General features: G+C 60.7%; 27 protein-coding genes. 13 read left to right on the forward strand and 14 right to left on the reverse strand.

What is annotated here, in order from left to right; genetic code table 11:
- Nucleotides 1-69 precede the first annotated feature (69 nt).
- Nucleotides 70-849, forward strand: a complete 780-nt coding sequence (locus BLV67_RS19490) for an IclR family transcriptional regulator (RefSeq protein ID WP_065912033.1) — start codon at nucleotides 70-72, stop codon at nucleotides 847-849.
- A gap of 208 nt (nucleotides 850-1,057) precedes the next feature.
- Here the strand turns inward: BLV67_RS19490 and BLV67_RS19495 are convergent, their stop codons facing one another.
- From BLV67_RS19495 to BLV67_RS19510, 4 genes are all read right to left on the reverse strand, one after another.
- Nucleotides 1,058-2,302: a saccharopine dehydrogenase family protein gene (locus BLV67_RS19495; protein WP_065912035.1), complete on the reverse strand. Its 1,245-nt coding sequence runs from the start codon at nucleotides 2,300-2,302 to the stop codon at nucleotides 1,058-1,060.
- 28 nt (nucleotides 2,303-2,330) lie between these two features.
- A complete protein-coding gene (locus BLV67_RS19500; protein WP_065912037.1) occupies nucleotides 2,331-3,428 on the reverse strand; it encodes a carboxynorspermidine decarboxylase in 1,098 nt (365 codons plus the stop codon).
- Between the two features lie 172 nt (nucleotides 3,429-3,600).
- Entirely contained in the window at nucleotides 3,601-4,050 is a 450-nt protein-coding gene (locus tag BLV67_RS19505; RefSeq protein WP_069788792.1) for a GNAT family N-acetyltransferase, read from the reverse strand.
- The gene (locus tag BLV67_RS19510) at nucleotides 4,050-5,693 is read right to left on the reverse strand and encodes a sensor domain-containing diguanylate cyclase (protein WP_069788793.1); all 1,644 of its coding nucleotides are present in this window, start codon (nucleotides 5,691-5,693) and stop codon (nucleotides 4,050-4,052) included. The genes BLV67_RS19505 and BLV67_RS19510 overlap by 1 nt, the downstream gene beginning before the upstream one ends.
- 131 nt (nucleotides 5,694-5,824) lie before the next feature.
- On the opposite strand from BLV67_RS19510, the gene BLV67_RS19515 reads away from it, so the two are divergent.
- Together BLV67_RS19515 and BLV67_RS19520 are read left to right on the forward strand one after the other, a co-directional pair.
- Nucleotides 5,825-6,430, forward strand: a complete 606-nt coding sequence (locus tag BLV67_RS19515; RefSeq protein ID WP_069788794.1) for a LysE family translocator — start codon at nucleotides 5,825-5,827, stop codon at nucleotides 6,428-6,430.
- A gap of 177 nt (nucleotides 6,431-6,607) precedes the next feature.
- A complete protein-coding gene (locus BLV67_RS19520; RefSeq protein WP_425272311.1) occupies nucleotides 6,608-7,159 on the forward strand; it encodes a DUF924 family protein in 552 nt (183 codons plus the stop codon).
- Nucleotides 7,160-7,303: 144 nt separating this feature from the next.
- On the opposite strand, the gene BLV67_RS19525 is transcribed toward BLV67_RS19520, so the two are convergent.
- Nucleotides 7,304-8,752: an alpha/beta hydrolase family protein gene (locus tag BLV67_RS19525; RefSeq protein ID WP_069788795.1), complete on the reverse strand. Its 1,449-nt coding sequence runs from the start codon at nucleotides 8,750-8,752 to the stop codon at nucleotides 7,304-7,306.
- Between the two features lie 185 nt (nucleotides 8,753-8,937).
- Between BLV67_RS19525 and yfcF the strand changes: the two genes are divergently transcribed.
- Nucleotides 8,938-9,570, forward strand: a complete 633-nt coding sequence (yfcF, locus tag BLV67_RS19530) for a glutathione transferase (RefSeq protein ID WP_065912049.1) — start codon at nucleotides 8,938-8,940, stop codon at nucleotides 9,568-9,570.
- Between the two features lie 3 nt (nucleotides 9,571-9,573).
- On the opposite strand, the gene BLV67_RS19535 is transcribed toward yfcF, so the two are convergent.
- Nucleotides 9,574-9,819 (reverse strand): hypothetical protein, encoded by a 246-nt coding sequence (locus tag BLV67_RS19535; RefSeq protein WP_056859831.1) that lies wholly within the window; start codon nucleotides 9,817-9,819, stop codon nucleotides 9,574-9,576.
- A gap of 143 nt (nucleotides 9,820-9,962) precedes the next feature.
- On the opposite strand from BLV67_RS19535, the gene BLV67_RS19540 reads away from it, so the two are divergent.
- A complete protein-coding gene (locus BLV67_RS19540) occupies nucleotides 9,963-10,607 on the forward strand; it encodes an ATPase (RefSeq protein WP_069788796.1) in 645 nt (214 codons plus the stop codon).
- A 33-nt stretch (nucleotides 10,608-10,640) separates the two neighbouring features.
- The gene (locus tag BLV67_RS19545) at nucleotides 10,641-10,982 is read left to right on the forward strand and encodes a hypothetical protein (protein WP_065912053.1); all 342 of its coding nucleotides are present in this window, start codon (nucleotides 10,641-10,643) and stop codon (nucleotides 10,980-10,982) included.
- Between the two features lie 70 nt (nucleotides 10,983-11,052).
- Here BLV67_RS19545 and BLV67_RS19550 read toward each other — a convergent pair whose 3' ends face one another.
- Nucleotides 11,053-11,799, reverse strand: coding sequence for a creatininase family protein (locus BLV67_RS19550; RefSeq protein ID WP_065912055.1), 747 nt, complete (start codon nucleotides 11,797-11,799; stop codon nucleotides 11,053-11,055).
- Nucleotides 11,800-11,829: 30 nt separating this feature from the next.
- Complete coding sequence (locus tag BLV67_RS19555) at nucleotides 11,830-12,543, reverse strand: murein L,D-transpeptidase catalytic domain family protein (protein WP_069788797.1); 714 nt, start codon at nucleotides 12,541-12,543, stop codon at nucleotides 11,830-11,832.
- 40 nt (nucleotides 12,544-12,583) lie between these two features.
- On the opposite strand from BLV67_RS19555, the gene BLV67_RS19560 reads away from it, so the two are divergent.
- The gene (locus tag BLV67_RS19560; protein ID WP_069788798.1) at nucleotides 12,584-14,167 is read left to right on the forward strand and encodes a L,D-transpeptidase family protein; all 1,584 of its coding nucleotides are present in this window, start codon (nucleotides 12,584-12,586) and stop codon (nucleotides 14,165-14,167) included.
- 33 nt (nucleotides 14,168-14,200) lie between these two features.
- Here BLV67_RS19560 and BLV67_RS19565 read toward each other — a convergent pair whose 3' ends face one another.
- Both BLV67_RS19565 and BLV67_RS19570 read right to left on the reverse strand, forming a co-directional pair.
- Nucleotides 14,201-14,746 (reverse strand): P-loop nucleotide/nucleoside kinase family protein, encoded by a 546-nt coding sequence (locus BLV67_RS19565; RefSeq protein WP_069788799.1) that lies wholly within the window; start codon nucleotides 14,744-14,746, stop codon nucleotides 14,201-14,203.
- Nucleotides 14,747-14,788: 42 nt separating this feature from the next.
- Nucleotides 14,789-15,817 (reverse strand): alginate lyase family protein, encoded by a 1,029-nt coding sequence (locus tag BLV67_RS19570; RefSeq protein WP_069788800.1) that lies wholly within the window; start codon nucleotides 15,815-15,817, stop codon nucleotides 14,789-14,791.
- A gap of 104 nt (nucleotides 15,818-15,921) precedes the next feature.
- Here BLV67_RS19570 and dapF point away from each other — a divergent pair, with 104 nt between their 5' ends.
- The gene (gene dapF, locus BLV67_RS19575; RefSeq protein ID WP_069788801.1) at nucleotides 15,922-16,725 is read left to right on the forward strand and encodes a diaminopimelate epimerase; all 804 of its coding nucleotides are present in this window, start codon (nucleotides 15,922-15,924) and stop codon (nucleotides 16,723-16,725) included.
- Here the strand turns inward: dapF and BLV67_RS19580 are convergent.
- Together BLV67_RS19580 and BLV67_RS19585 are read right to left on the reverse strand one after the other, a co-directional pair.
- Nucleotides 16,722-17,855: a PAS domain-containing sensor histidine kinase gene (locus BLV67_RS19580; RefSeq protein ID WP_065912070.1), complete on the reverse strand. Its 1,134-nt coding sequence runs from the start codon at nucleotides 17,853-17,855 to the stop codon at nucleotides 16,722-16,724. The genes dapF and BLV67_RS19580 overlap by 4 nt on opposite strands.
- Complete coding sequence (locus BLV67_RS19585) at nucleotides 17,845-18,663, reverse strand: alpha/beta fold hydrolase (RefSeq protein WP_069788802.1); 819 nt, start codon at nucleotides 18,661-18,663, stop codon at nucleotides 17,845-17,847. Before BLV67_RS19585 ends, BLV67_RS19580 begins: the two co-directional genes overlap by 11 nt.
- A gap of 126 nt (nucleotides 18,664-18,789) precedes the next feature.
- Between BLV67_RS19585 and BLV67_RS19590 the strand changes: the two genes are divergently transcribed.
- Nucleotides 18,790-20,001: a TPM domain-containing protein gene (locus tag BLV67_RS19590; RefSeq protein ID WP_074854503.1), complete on the forward strand. Its 1,212-nt coding sequence runs from the start codon at nucleotides 18,790-18,792 to the stop codon at nucleotides 19,999-20,001.
- A 149-nt stretch (nucleotides 20,002-20,150) separates the two neighbouring features.
- Nucleotides 20,151-20,696, forward strand: a complete 546-nt coding sequence (locus BLV67_RS19595; protein WP_083221697.1) for a GNAT family N-acetyltransferase — start codon at nucleotides 20,151-20,153, stop codon at nucleotides 20,694-20,696.
- 4 nt (nucleotides 20,697-20,700) lie between these two features.
- On the opposite strand, the gene BLV67_RS19600 is transcribed toward BLV67_RS19595, so the two are convergent.
- Nucleotides 20,701-21,195: a DUF1543 domain-containing protein gene (locus tag BLV67_RS19600; protein ID WP_065912080.1), complete on the reverse strand. Its 495-nt coding sequence runs from the start codon at nucleotides 21,193-21,195 to the stop codon at nucleotides 20,701-20,703.
- 106 nt (nucleotides 21,196-21,301) lie between these two features.
- Here BLV67_RS19600 and BLV67_RS19605 point away from each other — a divergent pair, with 106 nt between their 5' ends.
- Entirely contained in the window at nucleotides 21,302-22,123 is an 822-nt protein-coding gene (locus tag BLV67_RS19605; RefSeq protein ID WP_065912082.1) for an aldo/keto reductase, read from the forward strand.
- Between the two features lie 53 nt (nucleotides 22,124-22,176).
- Here the strand turns inward: BLV67_RS19605 and BLV67_RS19610 are convergent, their stop codons facing one another.
- Nucleotides 22,177-22,692: an Hcp family type VI secretion system effector gene (locus BLV67_RS19610; protein ID WP_017136833.1), complete on the reverse strand. Its 516-nt coding sequence runs from the start codon at nucleotides 22,690-22,692 to the stop codon at nucleotides 22,177-22,179.
- Between the two features lie 479 nt (nucleotides 22,693-23,171).
- Here BLV67_RS19610 and tssA point away from each other — a divergent pair, with 479 nt between their 5' ends.
- Nucleotides 23,172-24,755: a type VI secretion system protein TssA gene (gene tssA, locus BLV67_RS19615; protein ID WP_074854504.1), complete on the forward strand. Its 1,584-nt coding sequence runs from the start codon at nucleotides 23,172-23,174 to the stop codon at nucleotides 24,753-24,755.
- Nucleotides 24,756-24,788: 33 nt separating this feature from the next.
- Nucleotides 24,789-25,286: a type VI secretion system contractile sheath small subunit gene (tssB, locus tag BLV67_RS19620; protein ID WP_065912087.1), complete on the forward strand. Its 498-nt coding sequence runs from the start codon at nucleotides 24,789-24,791 to the stop codon at nucleotides 25,284-25,286.
- Nucleotides 25,287-25,296 lie beyond the last annotated feature (10 nt).

Here is a 25,296-nt window from a genome sequence, read left to right on the forward strand (position 1 = left end):
AATGGTCTATTTTTGTGATATGAGGTAGAAATATCGCCACGCCCGACCGACCAGACCCCTGAGCTCACCATGTCCGAAGAACGCAACAGTTTGCACAACCAATCCTTGGAAAAGGGCCTGTCGGTGCTTAAGGCATTCAGCGCCCAGCGCCGCAGCATGAGCCTTGCAGAGGTGGCCGAGGCCGCCGGCATGACCAAAAGCTCGGCCCAGCGCATGGTGTTTACCCTCGAAAGCCTGGGTTACCTTCGGAAACACTCGCGCACACGGCATTACCAACTCACACCCCGCGTGCTGGAATTGGGGTTCAGTTATCTGGATGCGCATTCGCTGATCGAAGTGGCCAACCCGTTTCTCTCGGAGTTGACGCGCTTGACCGGCGAAACTTCATGCCTGACCGAGCCGGCAGGCCTGGACATGACCTACATCGCACGCTTTGTCAGTGCGGGTTTTGTGCCGGTGCACATGCCGATCGGTTCACGGGTGCCGATGTACTGCACGGCGTCGGGGCGCGCGTATTTGAGTGCCTTGCCGGTGGATGAAGCGCTGGTGTTGATCGAGAACAGCCAGCGCATTGCGCACACCAGCCAAACGTTGACTGAGGTCGACAGGATTCTGGAGTCGTTGCAGCAGGTGCGCGAGCAGGGCTACGCGGTGAATGGCCAGGAGCTGTTCCTGGGCGACATGACCATCGGCGCACCGGTGCTCGGTGCCAACGGCCGGCCGGTGGCGGCGGTGCATGTGGTGGCGCCGACCAGTCGGTGGAGCCGGGCGGATGCGGAGAAGCAGCTAGCGCCGGCGCTTTTGCAGTGTTCAAGGGCATTGAGTAATTCGGCGCGGAATCTTGAATAGCTCCATTCTCAAGAACACAGCCAATCCAATGTGGGGGCTTGCTCGCGAAAGCGGTGTGTCAGTCATACATGTATTGGCTGATCCACCGCATTCGCGAGCAAGCCCGCTCCCAAATTTTGATCTTCATTCTTCGTTGAGCGTTATGTGAGCCCCAACAAAAAATGCGCCTCTGAGGGCGCATTTTTTTGTTCGGTCAGCAATCACCTGATCAGGCCATCGCATCCCAAGCCCGATCACCGTGCTCGTCTTTAATCCGAGTCGGCAAGCCCATCACGTCCAGCGCCTTCAGGAACGGTTCAGCCGGCAGTTCCTCAACGTTGGCCATGTGTTTCACGTCCCACTCGCCACGCGCGACCAGCAGCGCAGCGGCCACCGGTGGTACGCCTGCGGTGTAGGAGATGCCCTGGCTGTCGGTCTCGGCAAAGGCTTCTTCATGGCAGGCCACGTTGTAGATGAACATCTCACGTGGCTGGCCGCCTTTGGTGCCTTTGACCAGGTCACCAATGCAGGTTTTGCCGGTGTAGCCCGGGGCGAGCGAAGACGGGTCGGGCAGCACGGCCTTGACCAGTTTAAGCGGCACGACTTCCAGGCCTTCGGCGGTGGTGACCGGCTTTTCGGAGAGCAGGCCGAGGTTTTTCAATACGGTGAACACATTGATGTAGTGTTCGCCGAAGCTCATCCAGAAACGCACGTTGGGCACGTCGAGGTTTTTCGACAGCGAGTGCACTTCATCGTGGCCGGTAAGGTAGAGGTTCTGCGAACCGACGACCGGTAGGTCGTCGGTGCGTTTGACTTCGAACATGGTGTTGCTGGTCCACTGGCTGTTCTGCCAGCTCCACACCTGCCCGGTGAACTCGCGGAAGTTGATTTCCGGGTCGAAGTTGGTGGCAAAGTATTTGCCATGGCTGCCGGCATTGACATCGAGAATGTCGATCGAATCAATGCGGTCGAAATGCTGTTGCTGCGCCAGCGCGGCATACGCGTTGACGACACCCGGGTCGAAGCCCACGCCAAGAATGGCAGTGATGTTCTTCTGTTTGCACTCTTCCAGGTGGTTCCATTCATAGTTGCCGTACCACGGCGGGGTCTCGCAGACCTTGCCCGGCTCTTCGTGAATGGCGGTGTCCAGGTACGCAACGCCCGTGTCGATGCAGGCACGCAGTACCGACATGTTGAGGAACGAGGAACCTACGTTGATGACGATCTGCGACTCTGTCTCGCGGATCAGGGCCTTGGTCGCTTCCACGTCCATGGCGTTCAGCGCAAAGGCTTTAATATCCGCAGGCACCTTGAGGCTACCCTTGGCCTTGACGCTGTCGATGATGGCCTGGCATTTGGAGATGTTGCGCGACGCGATAGCAATACGACCGAGTTCGTCGTTGTGCTGCGCGCACTTGTGGGCCACCACCTTGGCGACACCTCCTGCACCAATGATAAGAACGTTCTTTTTCAATTGCTTTATCTCTCCTTTATCCGCCAGCTTACGAAAGGCTGGACAGGTAGTCGTCGTAACCAAATTCACGAACCACCTCGACTGTACCGTCGAGTTGTTTCACTACGATGGACGGCATTTTCAGGCCGTTGAACCAGTTTTTCTTGACCATGGTGTAGCCTGCGGTGTCGATGAACGACAGCCGATCGCCGATGGCCAGCGGACGATCAAATTGATACTCGCCGAAGATGTCCCCGGCCAGGCAGGATTTGCCGCACACCATGTAGGTGTGTTCACCCTCGCTCGGCGCCAGCTTGGCGTTGAGGCGGTAGATCAGCAGGTCCAGCAGGTGGGCTTCGATGGAGCTGTCTACCACGGCGAGGTTCTTGCCGTTGTAGAGGGTGTCGAGCACAGTCACTTCCAGCGATGCGCTGTTGGTGATCGCCGCTTCGCCGGGTTCCAGGTACACCTGCACGTCGTACTTCTGCGAGAACGCCTTGAGGCGCTGGCAGAAGGCGTCGATGGCATAGCCTTCACCGGTAAAGTGGATGCCGCCGCCGAGGCTCACCCAGTTGACCTTGTGCAGCAGTGCACCGAAGCGTTCTTCGATGGTGTTGAGCATCTGGTCGAACAGGTTGAAGTCACCGTTCTCGCAGTTGTTGTGGAACATGAAGCCCGAGATCTGCTCGATCACGCCTTCGATCTTCACCGGGTCCCACTCGCCCAGGCGGCTGAATGGGCGCGCCGGGTCGGCGAGCAAATAGTCGGAGCTGCTGACCTGCGGGTTGACGCGCAGGCCGCGGGTCTTGCCTTCGCTGCGTTCGGCAAAACGTTGCAGTTGGCTGATGGAGTTGAAGATGATCTTGTCGCAGTTCTCCAGCATCTCTTCGATTTCGTCGTCAGCCCACGCCACGCTGTAGGCGTGCGCTTCACCTTCGAACTTCTGGCGACCGAGCTTCAATTCATACAGCGACGACGAGGTGGTGCCGTCCATGTATTCCTGCATCAGGTCAAACACCGACCAGGTGGCGAAGCACTTGAGCGCCAACAGCGCCTTGGCGCCGGACTGCTCGCGCACGTAAGCAATCTTCTGCATGTTGACCAGAAGCTTCTGTTTATCGATGAGGTAGTACGGCGTTTTGATCATTTTTGAGAGCCTGCGGCGGTGCCTGCCAAAAAAGGACACGCATTGTGCCCGCACTTGGATCAGATCGAAAGGTTAGCGGGCGGATTTTGCGCGCCAGGTTTCCAAGGGTAGCGTCTGAGTATGACTGTTTATGGCTACAACGCCGGTCTTCGGTGGCTGCAGGTGAGCCAAATCACTGCACGGACTTGGCGTGAGTGGCGGTGTCATCAGTTATCGAGTGAAACCCGCACTGTAGATAAAACGCTGCACCCTGCGCTGTATCTGTAGTCAGGCGCACCGTTTGAAAGTGCATGGCGGCGAATGCCAGCAACTGTTGCACCAGTGCTTTTCCAATATGTTGCCCACGCATCGATGGCGCGACGTAGACGCGGCGGATTCGGCCGTTGTCGGGAGTGGCATACGGATCGCGTGAAACGCCGCCGATTGCGACCAACTGGTCGTGGCGAAACACACCCAAAAGGCACTCGCCGGGTTGATCAAACCGAGTGGTGCGGTTTTCCCATTCGGTGACAAGCCGCGTGAGGAACCTGAACCCTTCGGCGACGGCCTGCGCGTGCAGCGTGTGGAACTGCTCGGGCAGATCTTCCAGGCGTTTTATCGAAAAGTCTTGGCAGGGAACCATCACGCCACCCGATTGCGACCCGCGCCCTTGGCCTGATACAGCTGCATATCCGCACGCTTGAGCAACGCCGAGGAATCCCGGTCGGCTGACTCTGCGATGCTCACGCCAATACTCACCGTCACCTGCCCCACCGCTGCAAATGTCGCCGCCGCCACTGCTGCGCGGATTTTCTCGGCGACCACCTCAGGGCTGTCCGGCTCTTCGACTTCCGGCAGCAACACCGCGAATTCTTCACCGCCATAGCGTGCGACAAAGTCGGTGGCGCGGGTGTTGCTTTCGATCAGGGCTGCCAGTTGGCACAGCACCTCGTCACCGACCGCGTGGCCGTAGCTATCGTTGACGCGTTTGAAGTAGTCGGCGTCGATCAGCAGCAGGGCGAAGGTGCGACCGGTGCGTTGGAACAGCAGGCTGTTCTCGGCAAGTTTTTCGTCGAAACGGCGGCGGTTGTAGACGCCGGTCAGCGCGTCGTGGGTCGCCAGGTTGAGCAGGTCGGCGTTGGCCTGGGTGAGGTCGGCCGTGCGTTGGGCGACGGTGGCCTCGAGGGTGGCGTTTGCCTCTTGCAATTGGCGCTCCTTGGCCAGCAGCGATTGGGTCATGCCAGTGAGGGAACGGCCCAGTTGCGCGATCTCCAGCACTGAATGTTCCTGTGCAAACGCGGCGCCAGGTTGCTGCTCCTGAACGAGCCTGGCGGATTTGGCCAGGCGTTCGATCGGCCGGCTGAGGGAGGCGGCGAGGTAGTAGGCCGCCAATACGAACGCGACCGCTGCCAGCACGCCGAGTATCAGCAATTTATACAGCAGCGTACGCGCCGGCTGCAGGGCCACGTCCAGCGGCTGGCGGACCATGATGTACCAGGTCATGTTCGCATTGGATGGGCTCGGCACGGCGACCGAGGCGGTGACGTAGCCGTTGCCGGCCCACCAGCCGGAATGGGTGATCAATTTGCCTGGCGGCATTTGCTCGCCGGCGAGGCTTTCGGGGTAGAGCACCTTGCCGTCGAAGTCGACGATCAGGGCCTCGATATCAGGGATAGCGTCTTTTTGCATCACTGCCGAGTCGACGATCTGCGTGACCCAACTCCAGTGCGCATGCGCACCCAGCACGCCGATGGTCTCTCCCTGGGCATTGCGGATAGGTGCGGCAAAGTCGATAAAACGCAATGGCTCGCCGTTGGCCGAACTGGGCAACAGCTTGGCCAGCAACACCGCTTCGTGAGGGTCACCGGTGTATTCGCCGTGCATGCCGGCCTGGAACCAGGGCCGCTGGCTGACCGACTGGTTGACCAGTAACCCATTGACCGCCTGACGAACATGCCCCTCGGCGTCGGCGATACCCATCCAGGCATATTCGGCCCGTGACTGGGTGCGCAGTTCCATCAGAGCGAGGAGGTCCGGCGCATCCAGGTTGCCCTTGCGCATCAGGGGCGCCTTGCTCAACAAAGACACTTCCAGCTGGCGTTCACGCAGCTGCACGGCGAGCAAGGCCGCGGTGGAACGCGCCGTGCTCAGCAGGGCATTGCCGCTGGCCTGCTTCATCTGTTCGGTGGCGATATGGCCCACGTAGATCCCGACGCTCAGCAGTGTGAGCAGTGACAAACCGGCAAACCATAAGGTCAGGTGAGTGCGCAGGCTGGCGTTGATCATGGGTACTCATTTGAGTGGGTATTTTAAACATGATAGTCGTTGTGCAGAGGTGATGAACAACCACAAACGTTCAAGAATGCGCACCAACCTCCTCAGTAGACTCGCCAGACTTCTTCTACTGCAGGTTCCCCATGGACATTTTTCTCTACGCGTTCAGCGTCATGTACAGCCCCGGCCCCGTCAACCTGATGGGCCTGAACGCCGGCCTCACGGGCAAGTTCCGTCGCTCCACCGGCTTCTACATCGGTGTGGGGTGCGCGATGCTGTTGATGTTCGTGCTGTTCGGCTACACCGGCGAAGCGATCATCTCCCAGGCGGCGTTGCCGTATATCTCGTTGATTGGCGGCGTGTACACGCTGTACCTCGCGTACCAGGTGTTCACCGCGCGTACCGAGGTGGATGACGCTTCAAGCTCGCCTGCCAGGACCCTGACCTTCTGGAATGGCCTGGTGATTCAGTTGCTCAACCCCAAGGGCATCGTCGCGGTGTTGCCGATTACCAGCGTGATGTTGCCGGCGGCGCATATTACCGGCGCCTCGATCTTTGGCGTATCGGCCTTGCTGGGGCTGGGGGCGGTCGGCGCGCCATGGGCGTACGCCTTGCTGGGCGCGCTGCTGGGGCGGCGGATCAACGGGGCGGCGGCGTTTACCTGGTTCAACCGCTGCATGGGGCTGGCGCTGGCCGGCTGTGCGTATTTCATGTTTCACGCATTCTACCTGCACGTCTTTACACCTTAAGCCGTGGGTCAGCCTCGGTGGCGCGCAGTCTCAGGCTCCGACGTCAAGGGCGTTCAATACCCACAGGTGCGAACGCGCACCAGCTTGCGCGGCGCTTGTGGGAAACTGAATGGATATCGCCGACGTCGATGATGAAATCTACCGGGCTTTTTTTGCGTTAAAGAGTGGGAGAGAACAATGACGAGCATGAACGAACAAACCGCCGAGGAGGTGATCGCGTTCTGGAAGCAGGCAGGGCCTAAACGCTGGTTCGCCAAGGACGACGCATTTGACGCAGCCTTTCGCGAGACCTTTCACGCCACGCATATGCAAGCCGCTCGAGGCGAGCTGGAAAGCTGGCTGGAGTCGGCGCAGGGCGCGCTGGCGTTGCTGATCTTGCTGGATCAATACCCGCGCAATGCGTTTCGCGGCACCGCGCATATGTTCGCCACCGACCCGCTGGCACGTCTGTATGCGCGGCGGGCGGTAGAGGCCGGGTTGGATCAACAGATCGAGCCCCAACTGCGCGCCTTCTGTTACCTGCCGTTTGAACATTCCGAAGACCCGGCGGACCAGCAGCGTTCGCTGGCCTTGAACCAGCATTTGGACGCCGGTACCTACCATTGGGCCAAGGAGCACGCCGATATCATTGAACGGTTTGGGCGGTTTCCCCATCGCAACGCGGTGCTGGCCAGGGCAACCACCGAACTCGAGCACGAGTTTCTCAAGGCCGGCGGCTTCGCCGGCTAGGCGGCGGTCGCGTGATCGTTCCCACGCTCTGCGTGGGCATGCATCCAGCGACGCTCTGCGTCGCCTTGCGCAAGGCTTAAGGCATGCGCCAACTTGGGACGCGGAGCGTCCGGGGCGGCATTCCCACGCAGAGCGTGGGGACGATCATGCTTCTTGGGCGCTGGCGGGCGCCAAGGTTGCCTTGGCGCCCACTGGACGAAAGCGCCGCAGCCCCTTGAGGTCGACCGCCCAGCGCAGTGCTTCGGTGGCCGAGGGGCGCGGGCCATGGGTGGTCGCGTGTTCATCCTGGGTGAGCGTGCCGAGGTAGCCCTGGGCACCGCCGCGTTCGCTCCAGTAGCGGGTGTGGCTGAGCCAGGAGCGGGCGAGCCAGCCTTTCCAGGTGCCCACGGTGACGGGTAAATCCAGCACGCCTGCACCCATCACCGGCATGACCGGGCCGCCGACGATATCGCCAAACAAGCCGTAGGGCGCGGGGAAATACAGGTTGGTCCAGCGCGTCACGGCAAACGCCGCGGCGTGGTGCAGGTACTGCGGGGTGAACGGTTTTTGCCCGAGCATCGCCGGCTGGCGGGCGTTGTAGCCGTAGCCCTTGGTGTCTTCGGTTGGCGGGCAGGCCGGCGCTTCGCGGCGCTCGATGCGTTTTTTAAAGTCACTCACGCTGCGGCCCAGTAACAGGCTGGCGTGGGCCATGGGGCTACCCACCGTGACCAAATCCGTGATGCGCCAGGGGTTGCCCAGGCCACGCTGTTCGATAAACGCTTGGGCCTGTTGTTCACGAAATGTCAGGACACTGCCCAGGCTACCGTTGAGGGCGGCGCCGGCGTTGGGCAGCGTTTCGTTGATCACCGGTTGCAGCGGTTGGCGCTCGGCATAACGGTCGGCCAGCTCGCGGTTGCTGGGGATCACCTTGGTCAGTTGATCGTGATGTTCATGCCACAGGTAGCCGACGATGTCGTAGGCAATCACACTGCCCAAACTGTGACCGACGACGATGATGCGGTCGTAGTCGCCCTTGTTGTGCAGGGCGCGCAGTAACGCGACGCCATCGGCGCGGATCTGTTCGCGCACCACCACGTTCTGCGGGTTGGGGCTCAGGTAGCGGGCCGCATCGCCCAGGTAGGACAGCGCGGAATAACGCAGCCCCAGGCCGATGGCGCCGAGCAGCAGCGGCACCAGCGCGAAGGGGTTGTCGCTGTGGTCGAACCGGCCCCAGGCCGTGGCGAGGGTACCGCTGGCAATCAGCAGCACAAGCACCGTCACCGTCCAGCGCGTGGTGCGCCAGATCGGCACGATGGCCTCGGGAATGTCACGGCGCGGGCGCTTGAAAATATCCCACAACCAGCCCAGCAGGTGGCCAACCTTGGTGCCCTGCATCTTGTGGGCCCAGTAATACTCGTAGAAATCCGTGCTGGTGCGGCCGGAGGACTTCAAAACGCGCAGGTCAAAATTGCGCGAAAGCCGGTCCGGCTTGCTCCAGTAAAACGGCGTGCCATCGGGCGTGTCCGCCGGGATCATCGCTTCGACGAAGCCGCGCAAGGTGTCCATCGGGCGCTGTTCGCCGATGCCATGGATAACGACAACTGCTTGTTTCATAGGCTTATCTTCCTTGAAAGCTATGGGTGAGTGGTGCGAAGGCTGGAACGGCTTCGCGGCGTGGCAAAGAGCTATGATCTTGCCACTAATGCTGCTATTCCTGCCAGGAATGCCTCCATAAAAACTGCGCATTGTCTTTCTGGTTGCCGATCTCGTAGCGTGGGCCTTCACCCAAGGAGAACCTTATGCCTGCACCGTCGTTGCGCCTTTATGTCGATGCTCAATTCACCAGCCCCTACGCCCTGTCGGTGTTCGTCACCTTGCTGGAAAAGGGCCTGGCCTTCGAAACCGTCACCCTTGACCTGGACACGGCGCAAAACCGCGCGGCGGAATTTGCCCAACTGTCGCTGACCCAGCGCGTGCCCACGTTGGTGCAAGGCGACTTTGCAGTGTCGGAGTCCTCGGCGATCAGCGAATACCTGGATGAGGCTTACCCCGAGACCACGGTGTACCCGACGGACCCAAAACAGCGGGCGAGGGCGCGCCAGGTCCAGGCGTGGCTGCGCAGCGACTTGCAGGCGATTCGTCAGGAACGCTCGACGCTGGTGGTGTTTTACGCACAGAAGAGGCCGCCGCTGTCGCCTGCAGGTGAGGCGGCCGCACGCAAGTTGATCAGCGCGGCACAGGCGTTATTGGCAGGCCACTCGGAATACCTGTTCGGCGCGTGGTCGATTGCCGATGTTGACCTGGCCGTGATGCTCAACCGCCTGATCCTCAACGGTGACAAGGTGCCGTCCGAGCTGGTGGCCTATGCACAGCGCCAATGGCAGCGGCCCTCGGTGCAGGCCTGGGTCAACCTGCAACGCCCGGCGCTCTAGGGGTTACAGCCATTCCTGGGCCACGCGCCGGTCCAGGTCTTCCCAATCGGCCATGCCCAGCACGCGCATGGTGTTCAAGCCGCGCAGGTAGCCGCGCAGTTGCTGGGCGCTGGCGCAACGCAGGTCGGCATCTGCGGTTGGGTCCTGCAGCACGTTTTCATAATCGACCAGGTAATCGGCGACCCGCTCGCGAAACTCCGGCAATACGGCTTCGCGGATGCGGTCGAAGGTTTTCTGGTGGGGCTTCATGGCGTGGTCCTTATAGGTTTTATGAGAAGAGGCTGCCTGACACTATCGGTTCAAATGATAGTCACCATCAAGGATCACACGTTCTGTTTTTGCGCCAAAAGCGGACAATCGCCCCATCGACACGCTGCTCAAGGAAATGCGCGATGAGGACGATTATTCAGCTGGGCTTGATGATACTGATGCTCGGCACCACGGTGCTGGCCAACCCGGCGATTGCCGATGATCTGCGTACCGGCCATTTGCTGCCCATCGTCGGTAGCGTAGACTCGCTGCGGCACGCGCAATCGGTGGGGGTGCTGTACAGCGATAACACCCGCGACAACCTCAGCTACCTTGAACGCTACCACGCCATGGCCATGAACGGCGCCAAGGATGCCCTCGACGGGCGCATCCGTGAGGCATTCGTCAACAGCTCCGACCCGGAACTGGCGATCGATTGGTTAATGAGTTCGTTGCAGGGCACTTTTCTTGCCGTAACGGTCTATAGCAGCCTGGATGAACTGGTGCAGGCGCACCCGGATGTGGTGGTGGTGCTCGATACCCACAACCAACTGTTGACCCAGCGTAACGATCAGGTTGAGGCGCGCTTTGTTGCACGCTTCTATGACGCGAACCTGCAATACATCGCCAAGGCCGAAGGCTCGGTGCACAAGCAAGTGCCGTCGGTGTGGGTGCATGACAAGGCGGCGCCGGAAATTGCCGCACAGATTGAACAGCAGCGTGATGTACAGCTTGATGCGTTGAAGCAGTTCGATGTGTCGCTCAAGGCGTTGGTACGCGCCAGTTGATGTGAACTTTTCTTTTTATACTCAGGATTTTATATGCGCGCTTTTTTCATTCCGGCCCTGGCTGCTGCACCTTTGTTGCTGACCGGTTGTATCACCGCTCCCAATGCTCCGAGCTTGACTCTGCAAACCAACAAGACCCCTGAGGGCTATGTGCAGTGCGTATTGCCCAAGCTCGAAAAGCACGGCATCACCTCGACTGTGACCCAGAACTCGCGTCACGCCAAAGTGGTGTTGACCAGCAAGATTGCCGCCGATGATGTGCTGGAAGCCTACAAGTCCCAGGACGGCACCAAAGTGTTCCTGTATGAGCGCAAGCCACTGGCGTCGGCAATCAAGCCTTCGCGGCTGGAGTTGGCGGCGCAGGATTGCAAATAATCCTGGTAGGCGTACAGATTTAAACGTGGGAGCGAGCAAGCCCGCTCCCACATTGTGCTGTGTGTTCGGCTTAAGGTTTGGCTTCGTTGCTGAAGGCGTTCACGCTGTTGACCAACCCCTTGGCCGCCAACGCTACCAACTCACCGCCTTTTTCCACCGTCGCCAGCGCCGGGTCCGAACCCATGCGCCCATCCGGGAAACGCGCGCGAAAATCCAGCGCTTCGCGGATCGGCCCGGTATTGGCGATTTGCGGCGAGTACTCCGCCGACTTGATCGATTCCGGGTACGCCCACTGCGTCACCGCAATCTCCGAAGGCGTGGCGTGGCTGCCGTGGCCCACCGGGAATTGGCGGTGAGCCAGCTCATTGACGCCTTCCAGGTCCCACCAGTTCACCAGCTTGAGCGCAAACCCGGCGGGGCGTCGGGCGTAGCTGGCTTCGGCGTACAGCTCTGAAAAGGCCGCTTCGATGGTGGCGATGTTGCCGCCATGGCCATTCAAGAACAGGATTTTCTCGAAACCATGCCCGGCCAATGAACGCACCCAGTCGCCAATTGCAGCGATAAAGGTGGAAGGGCGCAACGAAATGGTGCCGGGAAAGCCCAAATGGTGCTGGGCCATGCCGATATTGAAGGTCGGGCCGATCAGAATGTCGGCGTTCTTCTGCGCCTCATGGGCGATGATTTCCGGGCACATCCAGTCAGTGCCCAGCAGGCCGGTGGGGCCGTGTTGTTCGTTGGAGCCGATGGGAATCACCACCGTGCGGCTGCGCTCCAGAAACTGCCCGATCTCGATCCAGGTGGATGTGTGTAGAAGCATGCGACGCTCTCTTTTATCTGTGGGGACAGGCTAACCACCACGGATTGTACGACTACTCGCCACTTGTTGGGGCTTGCAGTTCAAGTACGTCGAAGACTTCAGCCAGCGCTGGTCCGGGTACCAGGAGAACATGAACTGCCCATCCTTGAGTTTGTCTACCACCTGGCGCGCCACTTGCGGGCGTACGGCCGGGCAGCCCTGGCTGCGGCCGATACGGCCTTCGCGCCTGCTCCAGGCCGGGTTCACGTAGTCGGCCGCATGAATCACCAGCGCGCGGTCGCGGGCCTGGTCATTGAAGCCCGGCTCCAGGCCGTCCATGCGCAACGAGTAGCCGTGGGTGCCCAAGTAACTCTCCTGGGTGCGGAACAAACCCAGGCTGGATTGGTGGCTGCCTTCTCGATTGGAAAATTGCGTGGCGAAGTTTTCCCCGGATTTGGCACCATGGGCCACCAGGTCGCGCAGTACCAGGGTCTTCTTGCGCAGATCGAAGATCCACAGCCGACGGGCGGTCGAGGGCTGGGAGTAGTCAATGACGGCCAGGCGATCCGAGCGCTCTTCGCCGTTATTGACCGCGCATTGCACCGCGCTCAGGGCGCTTTTCAGTACAGTGGGATTGAGTTCTGGAGCCGAGCGCGCCAGGCTGCTATACAAAGTAGGAGGGTTGGCAGTGGCGGCGAGCGTAACATTGCTCAGCGAAGCCAGGGTCACGGCGATCAAGCCGACGCGGCATATTAAAGTCAGCATGTACAGTACATCCCCCCGCTGTGGATTGGAGTTGAGTCAATTGTTCAAAAAACACGCATGTTACTTGAGCATTTGCCTGCTCGTTGCACCACTGGTCGCGACAGCTGATGAGCTGCCGGTGGATGCTGTGCCGGTGGTTTCGACCAGCCCGGTGCAATTGGCCCTTTCTCAACTGCCCAGCGTTTGCCCCGACCTTGCCGCGCAGATAGACGCCACGGCCCAAGCGCGCTTGCAGGCGTTCTACCAGCAACAGGGCAATGTGACGCTGTGGTCCGATGAGCGCCGCCACGCACTGCAATCTCAGTTGCTGATGCTGGCCGACGATGGCCTGGAGCCTTCCCACTATAGCCTGCCTATCGTGGAGGCCACCGGTAACATGCTGTGCAGCGATATCGGCAGCAGCCGGCAATACCTGCAAGCCCTGCAGGATTTGCATTACGGGCGTCTGCAACAATCGCGTTTAGAACCGCTGTGGCATTCCCAGCCACCCACCCTCGACCCCAATATTCAAGTGCTGGCCTTCGCCGCCACCGGCCTGCAAGACATGGCCCAAGCCTTTGACCAGGCGCGCCCCAGCGCCGATCTGTACCGCAGTTTGCGCAATACCTATGCCACCGTGCGCCTGCAGCCGTTGCCCCACTGGGACCCGGTCGCTACCGGGCCGCTGCTCAAGCCGGGCATGGACGACCCGCGCGTGCCCGAACTGGCGCGGCGCTTGTACAACGGCGGCTACCTGGCCAAGGCGCCGGCGGGCAACAGCCGGCAGTACCGCGATGAGTTGGTCAAGGCGGTGAAGGCTTTCCAGCTCAGCCACTCGCTGCAGGCCGACGGAGTGATAGGCACGGGCACCGTGGCCGAGCTCAATATCAGCCCGGCGATGCGCCGCGACCAGCTGCGCATCAACCTTGAACGCTTCCGCTGGCTGGCCCAGGACCTGGAGCCCGAAGGCGTGGTGGTGAATGTCGCGGGCGCGCAACTGAGCGTCTACCAGAGCGGCATCCCGGTGTGGCAAACCCGCCTGCAAGTCGGGCGTGCCGAGCGCCAGACGCCACTGCTCAAGTCGCGCATTACCCGGCTGACCCTCAACCCCACGTGGACCATTCCGCCGACCATCATGCGTGAGGACAAACTCCCGGCCATCCGCCTCAACCCCGAATACCTGCGCCAGCAAAACCTGCAAGTGCTCGACGCCCAGGGCCGCCCATTGACGGCCGACCAGGTGGATTGGTCGCACCCCGGCAACATTCTGCTGCGCCAGGAAGCCGGCCCGCGCAACCCCTTGGGCCGCATCGTGATGCGCTTTCCCAACCCCTATTCCGTTTACCTGCACGACACGCCGAGCCAGCCGCTGTTTACCAAAGGCCCACGGGCTTTCAGTTCGGGCTGTGTGCGGGTTGAGCAACCGATGATGCTGCGCGACCTGCTGGTAACCCCGGCCGAACGCACGCGCACCGAAGAGTTGCTTGCCACCGGCACAACCCATGAGTTCAGGCTGGCCACGCCGGTGCCGGTGCTGTTGGGCTACTGGACAGTGGAAGTCGATCGCCAAGGCGGGTTGGTGTACTCGCCGGATATTTATGGGCGTGACCCGGTGTTGGTGAAGGCGATGGGGGCGGTGCTCTGAAGCTCATGTGGCCGGCTTTTCGTGGCCAGTAGGCTAGCTGTGGCGAGCGGGCTTGTTCTCCACATCATGCCTGCTCGCCACAAGGTTGATGTGCGCCAGGATCACGTCGACGGCCTCGGCAGCTGTCGCACCTGCAGTGTCGACAGTCAGTGGCGTTTCAGCCCACGCTTCATATTCATGGACTGAAACGGATTGCCAGGAAGGCGGCACCAACCCGGCAACATCACCGGTGCGGCTTTCCACACGACGCCGATGTTCCCGCAGGTCAGAGCAAACCACTTCAATATCAAGCAGCTCGACACCCGCTGTCGCCGCCACGGCCTGCCACGCCTCCCGGCTCTCCTTCACCGGGTTTACACAGTCGGCAATCACCGTCTGCCCCAATCGCAGGTTACTCAATGCCAGCGCATTCGCCACCCCATAACCGCTGGCACCCACATCAGCGTTCAATACGTTTGCGTCCCTAAGCGCCTGCTCAATCACGTCAATGCGCAGGTAAACCGCGTTAATCCGACGTGCCAGTGCGCTGGCAATCGTGGTCTTGCCGGTGCCGGGCAGGCCGCTGAATACAATAAGCATGGTCAATCCTTTAAGTAGGGCGCCTGGCCAGTCTAGCGTTGCTTACTTCAAATAGCAGGCGCTGATCCAGTCGGCGGGGCGGGCGGCCAATTGCGTGGCTACGGGCAGGTAGCGTTTATCCAGTTGCGCCGCCAGCCAGAACAACGTTGCGCTGCTTCTGGCATCCCAGGTGCCGCTGTAACCGGCTTCACCCACCTTGGCGCGGTCTTTGTCGAATTGTACGTGGGTGTGCACGAACTCCTGGTGGCTGCGTTGCCCGTTGGCATAGGGCACCAGCCAATCCAGGGCGGCGCCCAGGGACGCGCCATTGCTCTTGAGGTTGAGCCAATCGACGCCGTAGGGCTTGGCCGCCAGTGCGGCTTGCACCAGCGGTTCAAGGTCGTAGACCACGTAATGCAGGGCGTCACGGTCCTGGAAGTCGGTGACCGAGCCGTCGGGCAGGATGTTATCGGCGACTTGCTGTTTAAACAGCTGATGAGCCTGCTCAAGCATGGCTCGGTCGTCGAGTGCGGCGGCGGCCAGGGTCACCAACTTGACGCGGTGACTCTGCCAGTTATTGGTCTGGGTGCCTTTTTTCTGCCCGTGGAATTGCTCGATATGCGCGATGTAGCCATTGCCCAGGTTGCTGATCAAGCGGCGGCTGGCGGCGCGGGTTTCCAGGCGCAAATGGTCGGCGGTCAGCGCATAGGCCGTGATCAGCATATCGAGGTTGGTTTCGTCGATGGGGTTGAAGTCCGGCTGGTAGACATCGGCCCAGGCGGCAAGGTACTCGTCGACTTGCTTGAGGTAACGCGGGTCACCGCTGATGCGCCAGGCCAGCGCCGCCTGGCGCATCAGCGGCCAGTCCTTTTCGGCAACTAGGCTTTGCTCGCGAATGCCATGGTTTGGCAGGGTGCCTTCAGTGTGCACATGCGGCAACGGCGCTGGCCGGTCTGCCAAATGCCGTTGGGCGGCGGCCAACAAGGCGTTGGCTGCGGGGTTTGCAGCCGCAGGCTGGCAGAGGCTTGCAGCCATCGTCACCGCGGGCGATGCGGCCAGCAGCAAGGTAAAGGCAAAAGTCGTTTTGTTCATGAGCGGTTCTGTTGGACAAGGATGCGCCAACGCTAGCACGCGGCTGAAACGGCCTGGATGAAACTCCCGTATGCTTGCAGGCTGATCTCGACCAAGGACCGCCCATGACCTTGCCCTTTGTGAAGATGCATGCCCATGGCGACGATTTCATCATCATCGACCGCCGTGGCCAGGACGACCCGATCACTGCGCAGGTCGCCCGGCGCCTGGGCAACCGCCACACCGGTATCGGCTTCAATCAACTGGCCGTGGTGCTCGACTGCGAAGATGCCCTGGCCCGCATCAAGTTCTGGAACCCCAACGGTACGCTGCTGCAAACCTGCGGCAGCGCCACCCGCGGCGTGGCCGACCGCTTGATGCATGAAACCGGCCGCGACACCGTCGTACTGCGCACCGATCGAGGCTTGCTGACCTGTGTGCGGGCCGCCGGGCAGCAAGTGTCGGTGGACATGGGCGCGCCCTCGTTGGACTGGTCTGCCGTGCCGCTGGCCGAAGCGCTGGACACCCGCACCTTGCCCATCGATGGCACGCCTGCCGCCTGCAGCATGGGCAACCCGCATTGCACGTATTTTGTCGACGACATCAGCGCCATCGACGTGGCGGCCGTGGGCCCGGCGCTGGAAACCCATCCGCTGTTCCCGGCCAACACCAATGTGCATTTTGTGCAGGTGCTGGACCGCAGCCACATCCGCCTGCGGATCTGGGAGCGCGGCGGGGGCGTGCCGCTCGGTTCCGGCTCCTGCTGCTGCGGCGCGGTGGTCAATGGGATTCGGCGCGGGTTGCTGGATGCTACGGTTGAGGTGCAGTGCGACGGTGGCACGGTCACTGTGCAGTGGGATGGGCAGGGCGGTGTGGTGTTGACCGGCCGTGTCGAGCCGGTCATGCAGGGCACGGCGTATCTGGTCTAAAACGTCACGGTAAAGGTCGTGCCCTTGGTGGCGCAGGAACTCACCACCACGTCGCCACCGTGGGCCTTGGCCAGTTCACGCACGATATACAGGCCCAGCCCCACACTGCGCACCTCGCTGCCCTGGTCGGTGCCACGGGTCATGGGCTCGAACAGCCCGGCCAGCAGTGTTTGCGGGATCGCGGCGCCGTGGTTATGCACGGCCACTTGGCAGCCACCTTCGCCCAAGCGTGAAGTGATGGTGATGGGCATCAACAAGTCGCCGTAGGCCACGCTGTTGGCCACCAGGTTACCAATGATCTGCTGAACCCGGTCGGCATCCAGGCACGCTTCGCCCATACCTTCGGCCTGATGCTTTAACGTGGCCGTGGGGAAAGCCACGCGCAGTTCATCCACGGCGTGCAGGATCACGCTGTGCAAGTCCAAGGGCGTGGTTTTGATGCTGATCCCGTGGCCGACCCGGGCCTGAGTGAAATCCAGCAGGTCGGCAATCATGCGCTGAGCGCGCTCGGAGGATTGGCCGATATGGCCCAGCAACTGGCGCTCCTTGGGCGTGCGCTCGCTGCGCGCGAGGATGTCCGTGGCCATGCGGATGGCGGTCAGTGGGTTTTTCAAGTCATGGCTGACGATCGCCACCATCTGCTCGGCAAACAACGCGCGACGCTGGGCGATGGCATAAGCTTCGCTCAGTTCCGCCTGGGCCTGATGCAGCGCCAATTCGGTACTGGTGCGTTCCTGCAACAGGGCTTCGGCAAGCTTGCGTGCATTGAGCAGCTCGCGCTCGTACTTGTCGCGGTCGGTGGTGCCGAACAGCGCGATCTCGTGTAGCAACGCGCCGGCCTGTTCGCGGGCGCTGGCGTTAAGCAATACGGTCACTTTGTGCCCGTCGTGGTGCACCAGGTCGAGTTTGACTTCGCTCACGCTGCCGCGCATGCGCAGCATGGGTGCCAGGTGGGTCTGGTGGAATATTCGCCCGCCCATGGTCAGCAAGTCCTGGAAGCGCCGCCCGCACAGCTCGGCGCTGCGCAGCCCCAGCCATTCGCCGAACAGCGTGTTGGCACGCAGGATCGTGCCGTCCTCAGTGGTGACGGCCAGCGCACAGGCGGCGCTGTCGAACAGGTCAGCCGACATGGGCCACGGCCCACGGCGCCAGGAAGTCGTCCATCGCCGCCGTGCAGGCCAGGGGCGCGCTCATATGCGGGCAATGGCCGACGTTATCGACCAGGCAATAGGTGCTGTTGGGCAGCACGCTGTGCAGGTATTCGCCCACTGCGACTGGCGCAATCACGTCGTCGCGTGATTGCAGGATCAGCACGGGCGTGGTCAGGCCGATCACGTCCTTACGGTTGTCCGACATAAAGGTCACTCGCGCAAATTGCTTGGCGATGTCCGGTTCGGTGCGGCAGAAGCTGTCGCTCAGCTCGGCACTCAACGCCGTTGGCTCGGGGGAGGCACCCATGATCACCGGGGCCATGGTGCTGGACCAGCCCAGGTAGTTGCTGTCGAGTGTGTCAAGCAGGTCATCGATATCGCTGCGCTTGAAACCGCCGATGTAACCCACGTCGTCGATATAGCGCGGCGAAGGGCCGATCATCACATGGGCGGCGATACGGCCTGGTGCCAGGCGGTCCGCGAGGGTGGCGATCATCGCGCTGACCGAATGGCTGACCAGGATCACCGGGCCGCTGGCGAACGCGTCGATAATCTCGTTCAAGTCACGGGCGTAGCCCTCCAGCGCAGCATATTTGGTCTTGTCGAATGCGCTGAGGTCCGACAGGCCGGCGCCCACCAGGTCATACATCACGACGCGAAAACGCTCGGTAAAGTGCGGCACCAGATAATTCCACATGGCCTGGTTGCAGCCGAAACCGTGGGAGAACACCAGGGTCGCCGTGCCGTTGCCCATCACACTGATGTTGTTGCGGTGCTTTAGGTTCATGGGGTTCTCTGCTATGGCGCATTGCTATATGTGTGGCAGTTTAGATAGTCGCGGGCGTGGGGTCACGCGTTATACGTCTATAAGGTAAAGTCGACGCCTCCTCGAAGAAACTTCAGGTAACAAAGCATGCGGCTGTATTTGCGCCAATCCGTCTTGAGCCTGCTGTCCCTGCTGCTGATGGGGCTGTTGAGCATGGCCCAGGCGGACACTTCGCCGATCAAGGTCGCCCTCAACCAGCGGGTGATCGACCTCACCCATTCGCTGGATAACGACACAACCGAGCGCTTGAAGGCTCAACTCGCCGCCCTTGAACAACGCAAGGGCGCCCAGGTTGCGGTGCTGCTGGTGCCCACTACCGGCGGCGCAACCATCGAGGACTTCGCCAACCAACTGTTCCGTGCCTGGAAACTGGGGCGCAAGGACGTCAATGACGGCATCCTGCTGGTGGTGGCCAAGAACGACCACACAGTGCGTATCGAAGTGGGTTACGGCCTCGAAGCCACGGTTACCGACCTGCTGGCCCATCGCATCATCGAAGAACACATCACCCCGGCGTTTCGCCAGGGCGACTATGCGGGAGGGATTCAACAAGCTGTCGATGACCTGGGCGTGCTGGTAGACGGCGGCGACCTGCCCGAACCCGTGGGGCCTGAGGTCAACCCGCAGGCTATTGCAGTGTTGTTGGCGTTTATCCTGGGCGGCGTCGGCGGCGTGCTGATCGCCGCCGGCAAGCTGCCCTGGCGCCGGGCGTTAATCGCCACCGCGGCGGTTACGGTGTTGTTGACGCTGTACGGGGGCGGCCGCGACTGGCCTATGTACCTGCTGGTATTGCCCCTGACCCTGCTGATTGGCGGCGCGACTTTCGGTGCGTTGTGGCTGGCGCGCATCGTATTTTATTGCGTGATTGGCGTGTTGGCCTACGTTGCCGTGCTGCTGGGGGTGGACCACTTCGTGGCCGTCAACTTCGTCCATTGGCTGGTGTGGCCGTTGGGCAGTGCGTTGGTGCTGGGGTTATACGTGGGACTGTTTTTCGTTATCCACCAATCCTGGAAGAACAGCCCGCGCTTCTTCCTCCTGCGGGTGCTGGCGGTGGCTGCCGTTTATGTGGCGGTGGGGTTGCTGCTGGGGCACGGCTACCAAGGCTGGATCATCGCCATACCCGCCGCTTCGGTAGTGGCGTTTATTGTGTTTTTGCAGAGCATTTCCGATGGCGGCTCGGGTTCAGGGGGCGGTTCCGGCTCAAGCTCCGGCAGCTCAGGTTCAAGCTCCAGTTCAAGCAGCAGTTCGTCCGGCGGTGGGGGTTCCAGTGGTGGCGGTGGGGCATCCGGTAGTTGGTAAGCGCTAGCGCGGTTTGTAGCTTACCCATCCGGCCTATGCAGGTCATCGAAACCCTGCACCAGGCGCACAGGCCCTTCGGCAGAGGCAATTACCGTCGCCTGTATTCGTGGTAAAACGTTAACCCTTGCACCCCTGGGTATGGAGACTCAATGTCTGCTTTCAACGCACCACCCATGACTGTTCGGGAGGCCACTGCCGAGGATGCCTTATGCATTGGCGTGCTCGGTATGCAGGTGTTTCTCGACACGTACGCCACCCAAGGCATCCGCGCCTCAATTGCCAATGAGGCGTTGCAAGCCTTTGCGCCGCAGACCATCGCCCAACTGCTGGCACAACCCGGTCTCTCGCTGGTGGTGGCTGAGTCGAATGGCCATCTTGTTGGCTTCGCCCAGATCAAACTCCATGCCACTCATTCGATGATCACAGCACCGGATGCCGCCGAGTTGCAGCGCCTTTACATCCAGGAGCGATTTACCGGGCAGGGCATTGGCTATCGGTTGCTGCAGGCGGCGGAACAGCGCGCGGCCCTGGGCGCCGCGTCTTTATTGTGGGCGACCGTATGGGAAGGCAATGAACGCGCGTTGGGTTTTTACCCTCGACGTGGTTACGAGGTGCTGGGTTCGCCGACCTATACCTTCCAGGGAGAAACCCACGGTAATCGTTTATTTGGCAAAGCCTTGGAGCCCTGCACATAAGGGCTCAGGGCAGGGTGATGTAATCGTTCTGCTGGATGATCGGCTGGTGTGCGCCTTGCACCAGGTGAATATAGCGCCCGTCCACCAGATCGATAGGCAGGCAGTCGTCAATATCCATCACGCCATCGGTATGGGCCTGCGACCAGTGCTGCAATAGCTGCTGCCGGCCCTTGCGCTTGGCTTCCTGTTTGTCGCGTGCCACCACCAGTAAGTAATGGTGGGCCTCGCCGAACACCCTGGCTTCATAACCACCCAGGTTGATGAAATACAGGTGATGGGCACCGGCAGGCGGCGCCATTTGGCTGAGTTCGACCTTCCAGCCGTCTACGCCATCGACCGCCATCCAGGCGTCGATATGCATACCCTTGGGGCTGCCGAACCAGCCGTCGCGCAACTGCGAGTAGGTGGCTTGCAGCGTATCCGCCACTGCGAACACCACATCGTGAACTTCGATTTTCGCCCTTGGGTGCTTGCCCCCGAGCATGACCACAAACAGCATTACAGTTCCTGCCTGGCGGTTGGGTAAAGGCTAACCATACTTCGATTGAACCCTTTTGTCCGGTCAGTGCCACACTGTTAATTCGCCAACTCATCAGGAGGTTGTTATGCGCACCATTGATCTGGCCGGTGTTCCCGTGCCTGTCATCGGCCAAGGCACCTGGCGCATGGGTGAAAACCCGGACCTGCGCAAAGCCGAAGTCACCGCGTTGCAATTGGGTATCGACGAGGGCATGAGCCTGATCGACACCGCTGAAATGTACGGCGAAGGCGGCGCCGAAGAGGTGGTGGGCGAGGCCATTCGCGGCAAGCGCGAGCAGGTGTTCCTGGTGAGTAAAATCTACCCTCACAATGCCAGCCACAAGGGCGTGCCGCGTGCCTGTGAGGCCAGCCTCAAGCGCCTCGGCACTGACTATATCGACCTGTACCTGCTGCACTGGCGCGGCCAGTACCCGCTTGAAGAAACCGTCGAAGCATTTGAACGTCTGCGCGAGGCAGGCAAGATCGGCCGCTGGGGTGTTTCCAACTTTGACGTCGCCGACCTGCAGGAACTTGCATCTCCCAACTGTGCGACCAACCAGGTGCTCTACAACATTGAAGAGCGGGGTATCGAGTTCGACCTGTTGCCCTGGTGGCAACAGCACCATTTGCCACTGATGGCGTACTGCCCAATCGCCCAGGGCGGCGAACTGCTGTCCAGCCCGACCCTCAAGCAAATTGCCCACCGACATGAGGCCACCCCGGCACAGATCGCCCTGGCCTGGGTACTGCGCCAGGACGGTGTGATTGCCATCCCCAAGGCGGTGAGCCCCGAGCATGTGCGGCTTAACGCAAACGCCGCGAAACTGGTGCTCGACGAGCATGATCTGGATGCGATCGACCGCGTGTTCGGCGCACCCAAGCGCAAGCATCCACTGTCAATGGTCTAGCAGACCCGCAGAAACGGTGCCGTCCATGGCCGCCGTTTCTGCGTCACCCAGGGTTAGCCGGCGACCGGGCTACGCCAGTCGTCCGAGCCGGAAGTGCCCGCTACTTCGTGCGTCCAGATGATCTTGCGATAGGTGAAATGCACGTCTTCCAGATGCGTGAAGTGCGCGTTTTCCGGTGCCTGGCAGTTGGGCATGCGTGACTGGATGTCCACGATGGTCGCCCCCTCAAGCTCGATGGTGAAATAGTGTTCCTGGGTGCCGGCCGAAGAGGTACGGAACCATTGCAGTTGGCATTTGACTTCCTCGCCACTGGTCAGCGCGCTGAACAGCAGGGGCGATGATTTATCGAAGACCTTGCTGATCATCAGCGGTTTGTGAACGCGCTGGCCGGTTGGCTGACCGGATTGCGGGTCACGGGGAATGATCACCTGGTGCGAAAAGGCCTGGACCAGGATCTGGTCTTCATGGCCCTCCTGGTAAATGTTGCCTACCGAGTCCTGGGTGAACGTGCCTGCCGTAATCAGTCCTTGTTTGACACCGGTGATCGAGAGGTATGCGGGTGTTGGCATGACGGGTTTCCTTGCCTGATGGATGAAGTAGTAGCCAGCCGTAGTTGTGCCGGCTGGGCAAGTTCCTATAACAAGAAGCGTGCCTGAAATTAACAAGCCCAGTAAAAGCAGGGGGTTTGCTTGTTATTGAACTTGATTTCATTAAAGGCGTGGATGTTTTAATCAGATTTAAATGAAATTGGTTGCGCGGAAGTGTGCATTAATTTGCTCGTCTAGCTTTTTCGTGTGCTTGTTGGGGGAGAGGTTTAATTGAACGTGGTGTGTTGGTTTTGCTGCGCAAAATGGTGCGCACGCCAATGATTTAGGGGTTTGTAGGAAAATCCTTAAGTGCGGTTTTGACACTTGCTGGATGTTATTTGTCCGGCTAGTGTTTGCGAACTTCGTGGAGAGAATGGCGAGGTTTTTATAATCGTATTTTTTGCACCTGAGTGTGCTTCAGGTGCGTGGAATTTAATGTTTTAAATGGTGTGCGGCCCAAAATGGATTATTCAGGCGCTTTGTGTGGTTATTATCTTGAACTTGCCTTAGTGCCCTGTTCGCCAGGTAACTATGCCGGCGCAGACATGCGCTTTTCAAGTGAATATGAGGCTTTGGAAGCCGAGCTTGGCAAGCTGCAATCGATGCATGTCAGCACCCAGCCGGACTGGCAGGTGGTCATGCAGATCAGCGAAGGCCTGTTGCGTCAGCACACCAAGGATCTGCGAGTGGCGGCCTGGTTGACCTGGGCGTTGTACCAACGCGAATCTTTTCCAGGGCTGTTGGCGGGCCTGGGGTTGATGCGTCATTTGTGTGAGCACCATTGGGCGGTTGTCTATCCGCAAAAAATGCGCACCCGTGGCGCCGCACTGGGCTGGTTGGCGCTGCGCCTGGAGCAGGTGTTTGCACACAACGTTTCGCTCAAGGATCAACAGCCACTATTTCGCAGCATGCTTGAGCACCTGGCGCACCTTGATCAGCTCTGGTCTGCGCACTTGAGTGATGAGGCGCCGCTGTTGCTGCCGCTGCGCAGGCAGTTGACGCAGCGGTTGGAGCAGGCCGTACAAGCAGAACTGCCAGAAGCCGTTTCGGCGGGTGTGATTGCTCAGGTCAAGCAGGCGGCGACGCGGTTGCTGAGCCCCGAGCCGGCAACAGGTCATGAAAAAACAGGCAACCCTGCGATAGCCAGCGAAAAAGAGGCCCACAAGTCACTGCGCACGTTGCAGGAGCATGGACGGCACTTATGCAACTGGTGGCTGCGCCAGGATGCGACCGACCTGCGCGCCTTGCGCCTTAACCGGGCACTGACCTGGCTGGCGCTCAACAGCTACCCCGACGCTGACAGCGACCGGCTCACGGTGCTGCGTGGCCCGACGCCCGACAAGCTCAAGCGCTACCGGGAGCGTTTTGCCCAAGGGCATTACGGCGAACTGTTGCTTGAGCTTGAGGCCAGCCTGGCGGGGGCGTTGTTCTGGTTTGACGGCTTGCGCATGGTCTGGGAATGCCTTGAGGCCTTGCAGGCCGATCTGGCCATGACCGAACTCGAAGTCAGCTTCGCGCTGTTACTGCAACGGCTGCCGGACCTGCCCGAATTCAGGTTTCACGGGGGTGCGCCATTTGCCGATACCGCCACCCGGGACTGGATCACGCTTCAGGTCGCTCGGCACTTGCAGCCGCCTGCGCCGTCCGGCGTGGTGGTGGATGCCAACGCCGAACCCTGGGAGGCGGCCTTGCAAGAGGTCATGCCCAGGTTGCGCAAGGACGGGCTCAAGGAGGCAATACACGACCTCAAGCAGGGTATGCACAGCGCACGCAGCGAGCGCGCGCGTTTTCATTGGCGGCTGGCACTGGCGCGGTTGTGCATATCGGCAGGCAAGCATGAGCTGGCGAAGGTGCAGCTGGAAGGCCTGGACCACGAGCTTCAGCGCGCCGGTCTGGATCGTTGGGAGCCGGAACTGGCACTGCAGGTTGCACAGCTTTTGTATCGCTGTTGCGAGCTTTTGCCGCAAAACCAGGCCATACGCGAGCGCAAGGAAAGTACCCACCGAAGGCTCTGCCACTTCGATGTTGAAGCGGTACTTGAATAGGCTTTTGAACCCCCTCGAAAAAGGAGATTTACCGTGGCCAAAGAAGGTTCGGTAGCACCCAAGGAACGTATCAATATCACCTTCAAGCCCGCCGTCGGGGGCGCCCAGGAAGAGGTCGAGCTACCGCTGAAGTTGCTGGTGCTGGGCGACTTCGCCCAGCGCGAAGACCCACGCAAGCTCGAAGACCGCAAGCCGATCGGTATCGACAAGCACACCTTTGATGACGTGCTGGCCAAACAGGCACTGGCGTTGACCCTGAGCGTGCCGAATCGCCTGCAGGAACAGCCCGATATCGAAGCGCTGTCGATCCATGTGCGGGTCAACTCGATGAAGGATTTCACCCCGGCGAACCTGGTCGAGCAAATTCCGGAGCTGCAAAAGCTCATGGCGCTGCGTGAAGCGCTGATGGCCCTCAAGGGGCCGTTGGGTAACACGCCGAGCTTTCGCAAGGCGATCGAACAGGCGCTGGCGGATGACGACTCCCGCGCCCGGGTATTGGCCGAACTGGGGTTGAGTGACCCCGCAGCCTGACATTTTCAGT

It is taken from the genome of Pseudomonas salomonii (genome assembly GCF_900107155.1).
Classification (GTDB): Bacteria; Pseudomonadota; Gammaproteobacteria; order Pseudomonadales; family Pseudomonadaceae; genus Aquipseudomonas; species Aquipseudomonas salomonii.

Coding starts and splice junctions, on each gene's coding strand:
- BLV67_RS19490 (WP_065912033.1), top strand. CDS start 70: ATGTCCGAAGAACGCAACAGTTTGCACAACCAATCCTTGGAAAAGGGC.
- BLV67_RS19500 (WP_065912037.1), bottom strand. CDS start 3,428: ATGATCAAAACGCCGTACTACCTCATCGATAAACAGAAGCTTCTGGTC.
- BLV67_RS19505 (WP_069788792.1), bottom strand. CDS start 4,050: ATGGTTCCCTGCCAAGACTTTTCGATAAAACGCCTGGAAGATCTGCCC.
- BLV67_RS19510 (WP_069788793.1), bottom strand. CDS start 5,693: ATGATCAACGCCAGCCTGCGCACTCACCTGACCTTATGGTTTGCCGGT.
- BLV67_RS19515 (WP_069788794.1), top strand. CDS start 5,825: ATGGACATTTTTCTCTACGCGTTCAGCGTCATGTACAGCCCCGGCCCC.
- BLV67_RS19520 (WP_425272311.1), top strand. CDS start 6,608: ATGACGAGCATGAACGAACAAACCGCCGAGGAGGTGATCGCGTTCTGG.
- BLV67_RS19525 (WP_069788795.1), bottom strand. CDS start 8,752: ATGAAACAAGCAGTTGTCGTTATCCATGGCATCGGCGAACAGCGCCCG.
- yfcF (WP_065912049.1), top strand. CDS start 8,938: ATGCCTGCACCGTCGTTGCGCCTTTATGTCGATGCTCAATTCACCAGC.
- BLV67_RS19535 (WP_056859831.1), bottom strand. CDS start 9,819: ATGAAGCCCCACCAGAAAACCTTCGACCGCATCCGCGAAGCCGTATTG.
- BLV67_RS19540 (WP_069788796.1), top strand. CDS start 9,963: ATGAGGACGATTATTCAGCTGGGCTTGATGATACTGATGCTCGGCACC.
- BLV67_RS19545 (WP_065912053.1), top strand. CDS start 10,641: ATGCGCGCTTTTTTCATTCCGGCCCTGGCTGCTGCACCTTTGTTGCTG.
- BLV67_RS19550 (WP_065912055.1), bottom strand. CDS start 11,799: ATGCTTCTACACACATCCACCTGGATCGAGATCGGGCAGTTTCTGGAG.
- BLV67_RS19555 (WP_069788797.1), bottom strand. CDS start 12,543: ATGCTGACTTTAATATGCCGCGTCGGCTTGATCGCCGTGACCCTGGCT.
- BLV67_RS19565 (WP_069788799.1), bottom strand. CDS start 14,746: ATGCTTATTGTATTCAGCGGCCTGCCCGGCACCGGCAAGACCACGATT.
- BLV67_RS19570 (WP_069788800.1), bottom strand. CDS start 15,817: ATGAACAAAACGACTTTTGCCTTTACCTTGCTGCTGGCCGCATCGCCC.
- dapF (WP_069788801.1), top strand. CDS start 15,922: ATGACCTTGCCCTTTGTGAAGATGCATGCCCATGGCGACGATTTCATC.
- BLV67_RS19580 (WP_065912070.1), bottom strand. CDS start 17,855: ATGTCGGCTGACCTGTTCGACAGCGCCGCCTGTGCGCTGGCCGTCACC.
- BLV67_RS19585 (WP_069788802.1), bottom strand. CDS start 18,663: ATGAACCTAAAGCACCGCAACAACATCAGTGTGATGGGCAACGGCACG.
- BLV67_RS19590 (WP_074854503.1), top strand. CDS start 18,790: ATGCGGCTGTATTTGCGCCAATCCGTCTTGAGCCTGCTGTCCCTGCTG.
- BLV67_RS19595 (WP_083221697.1), top strand. CDS start 20,151: ATGTCTGCTTTCAACGCACCACCCATGACTGTTCGGGAGGCCACTGCC.
- BLV67_RS19600 (WP_065912080.1), bottom strand. CDS start 21,195: ATGCTGTTTGTGGTCATGCTCGGGGGCAAGCACCCAAGGGCGAAAATC.
- BLV67_RS19605 (WP_065912082.1), top strand. CDS start 21,302: ATGCGCACCATTGATCTGGCCGGTGTTCCCGTGCCTGTCATCGGCCAA.
- BLV67_RS19610 (WP_017136833.1), bottom strand. CDS start 22,692: ATGCCAACACCCGCATACCTCTCGATCACCGGTGTCAAACAAGGACTG.
- tssA (WP_074854504.1), top strand. CDS start 23,172: ATGGATTATTCAGGCGCTTTGTGTGGTTATTATCTTGAACTTGCCTTA.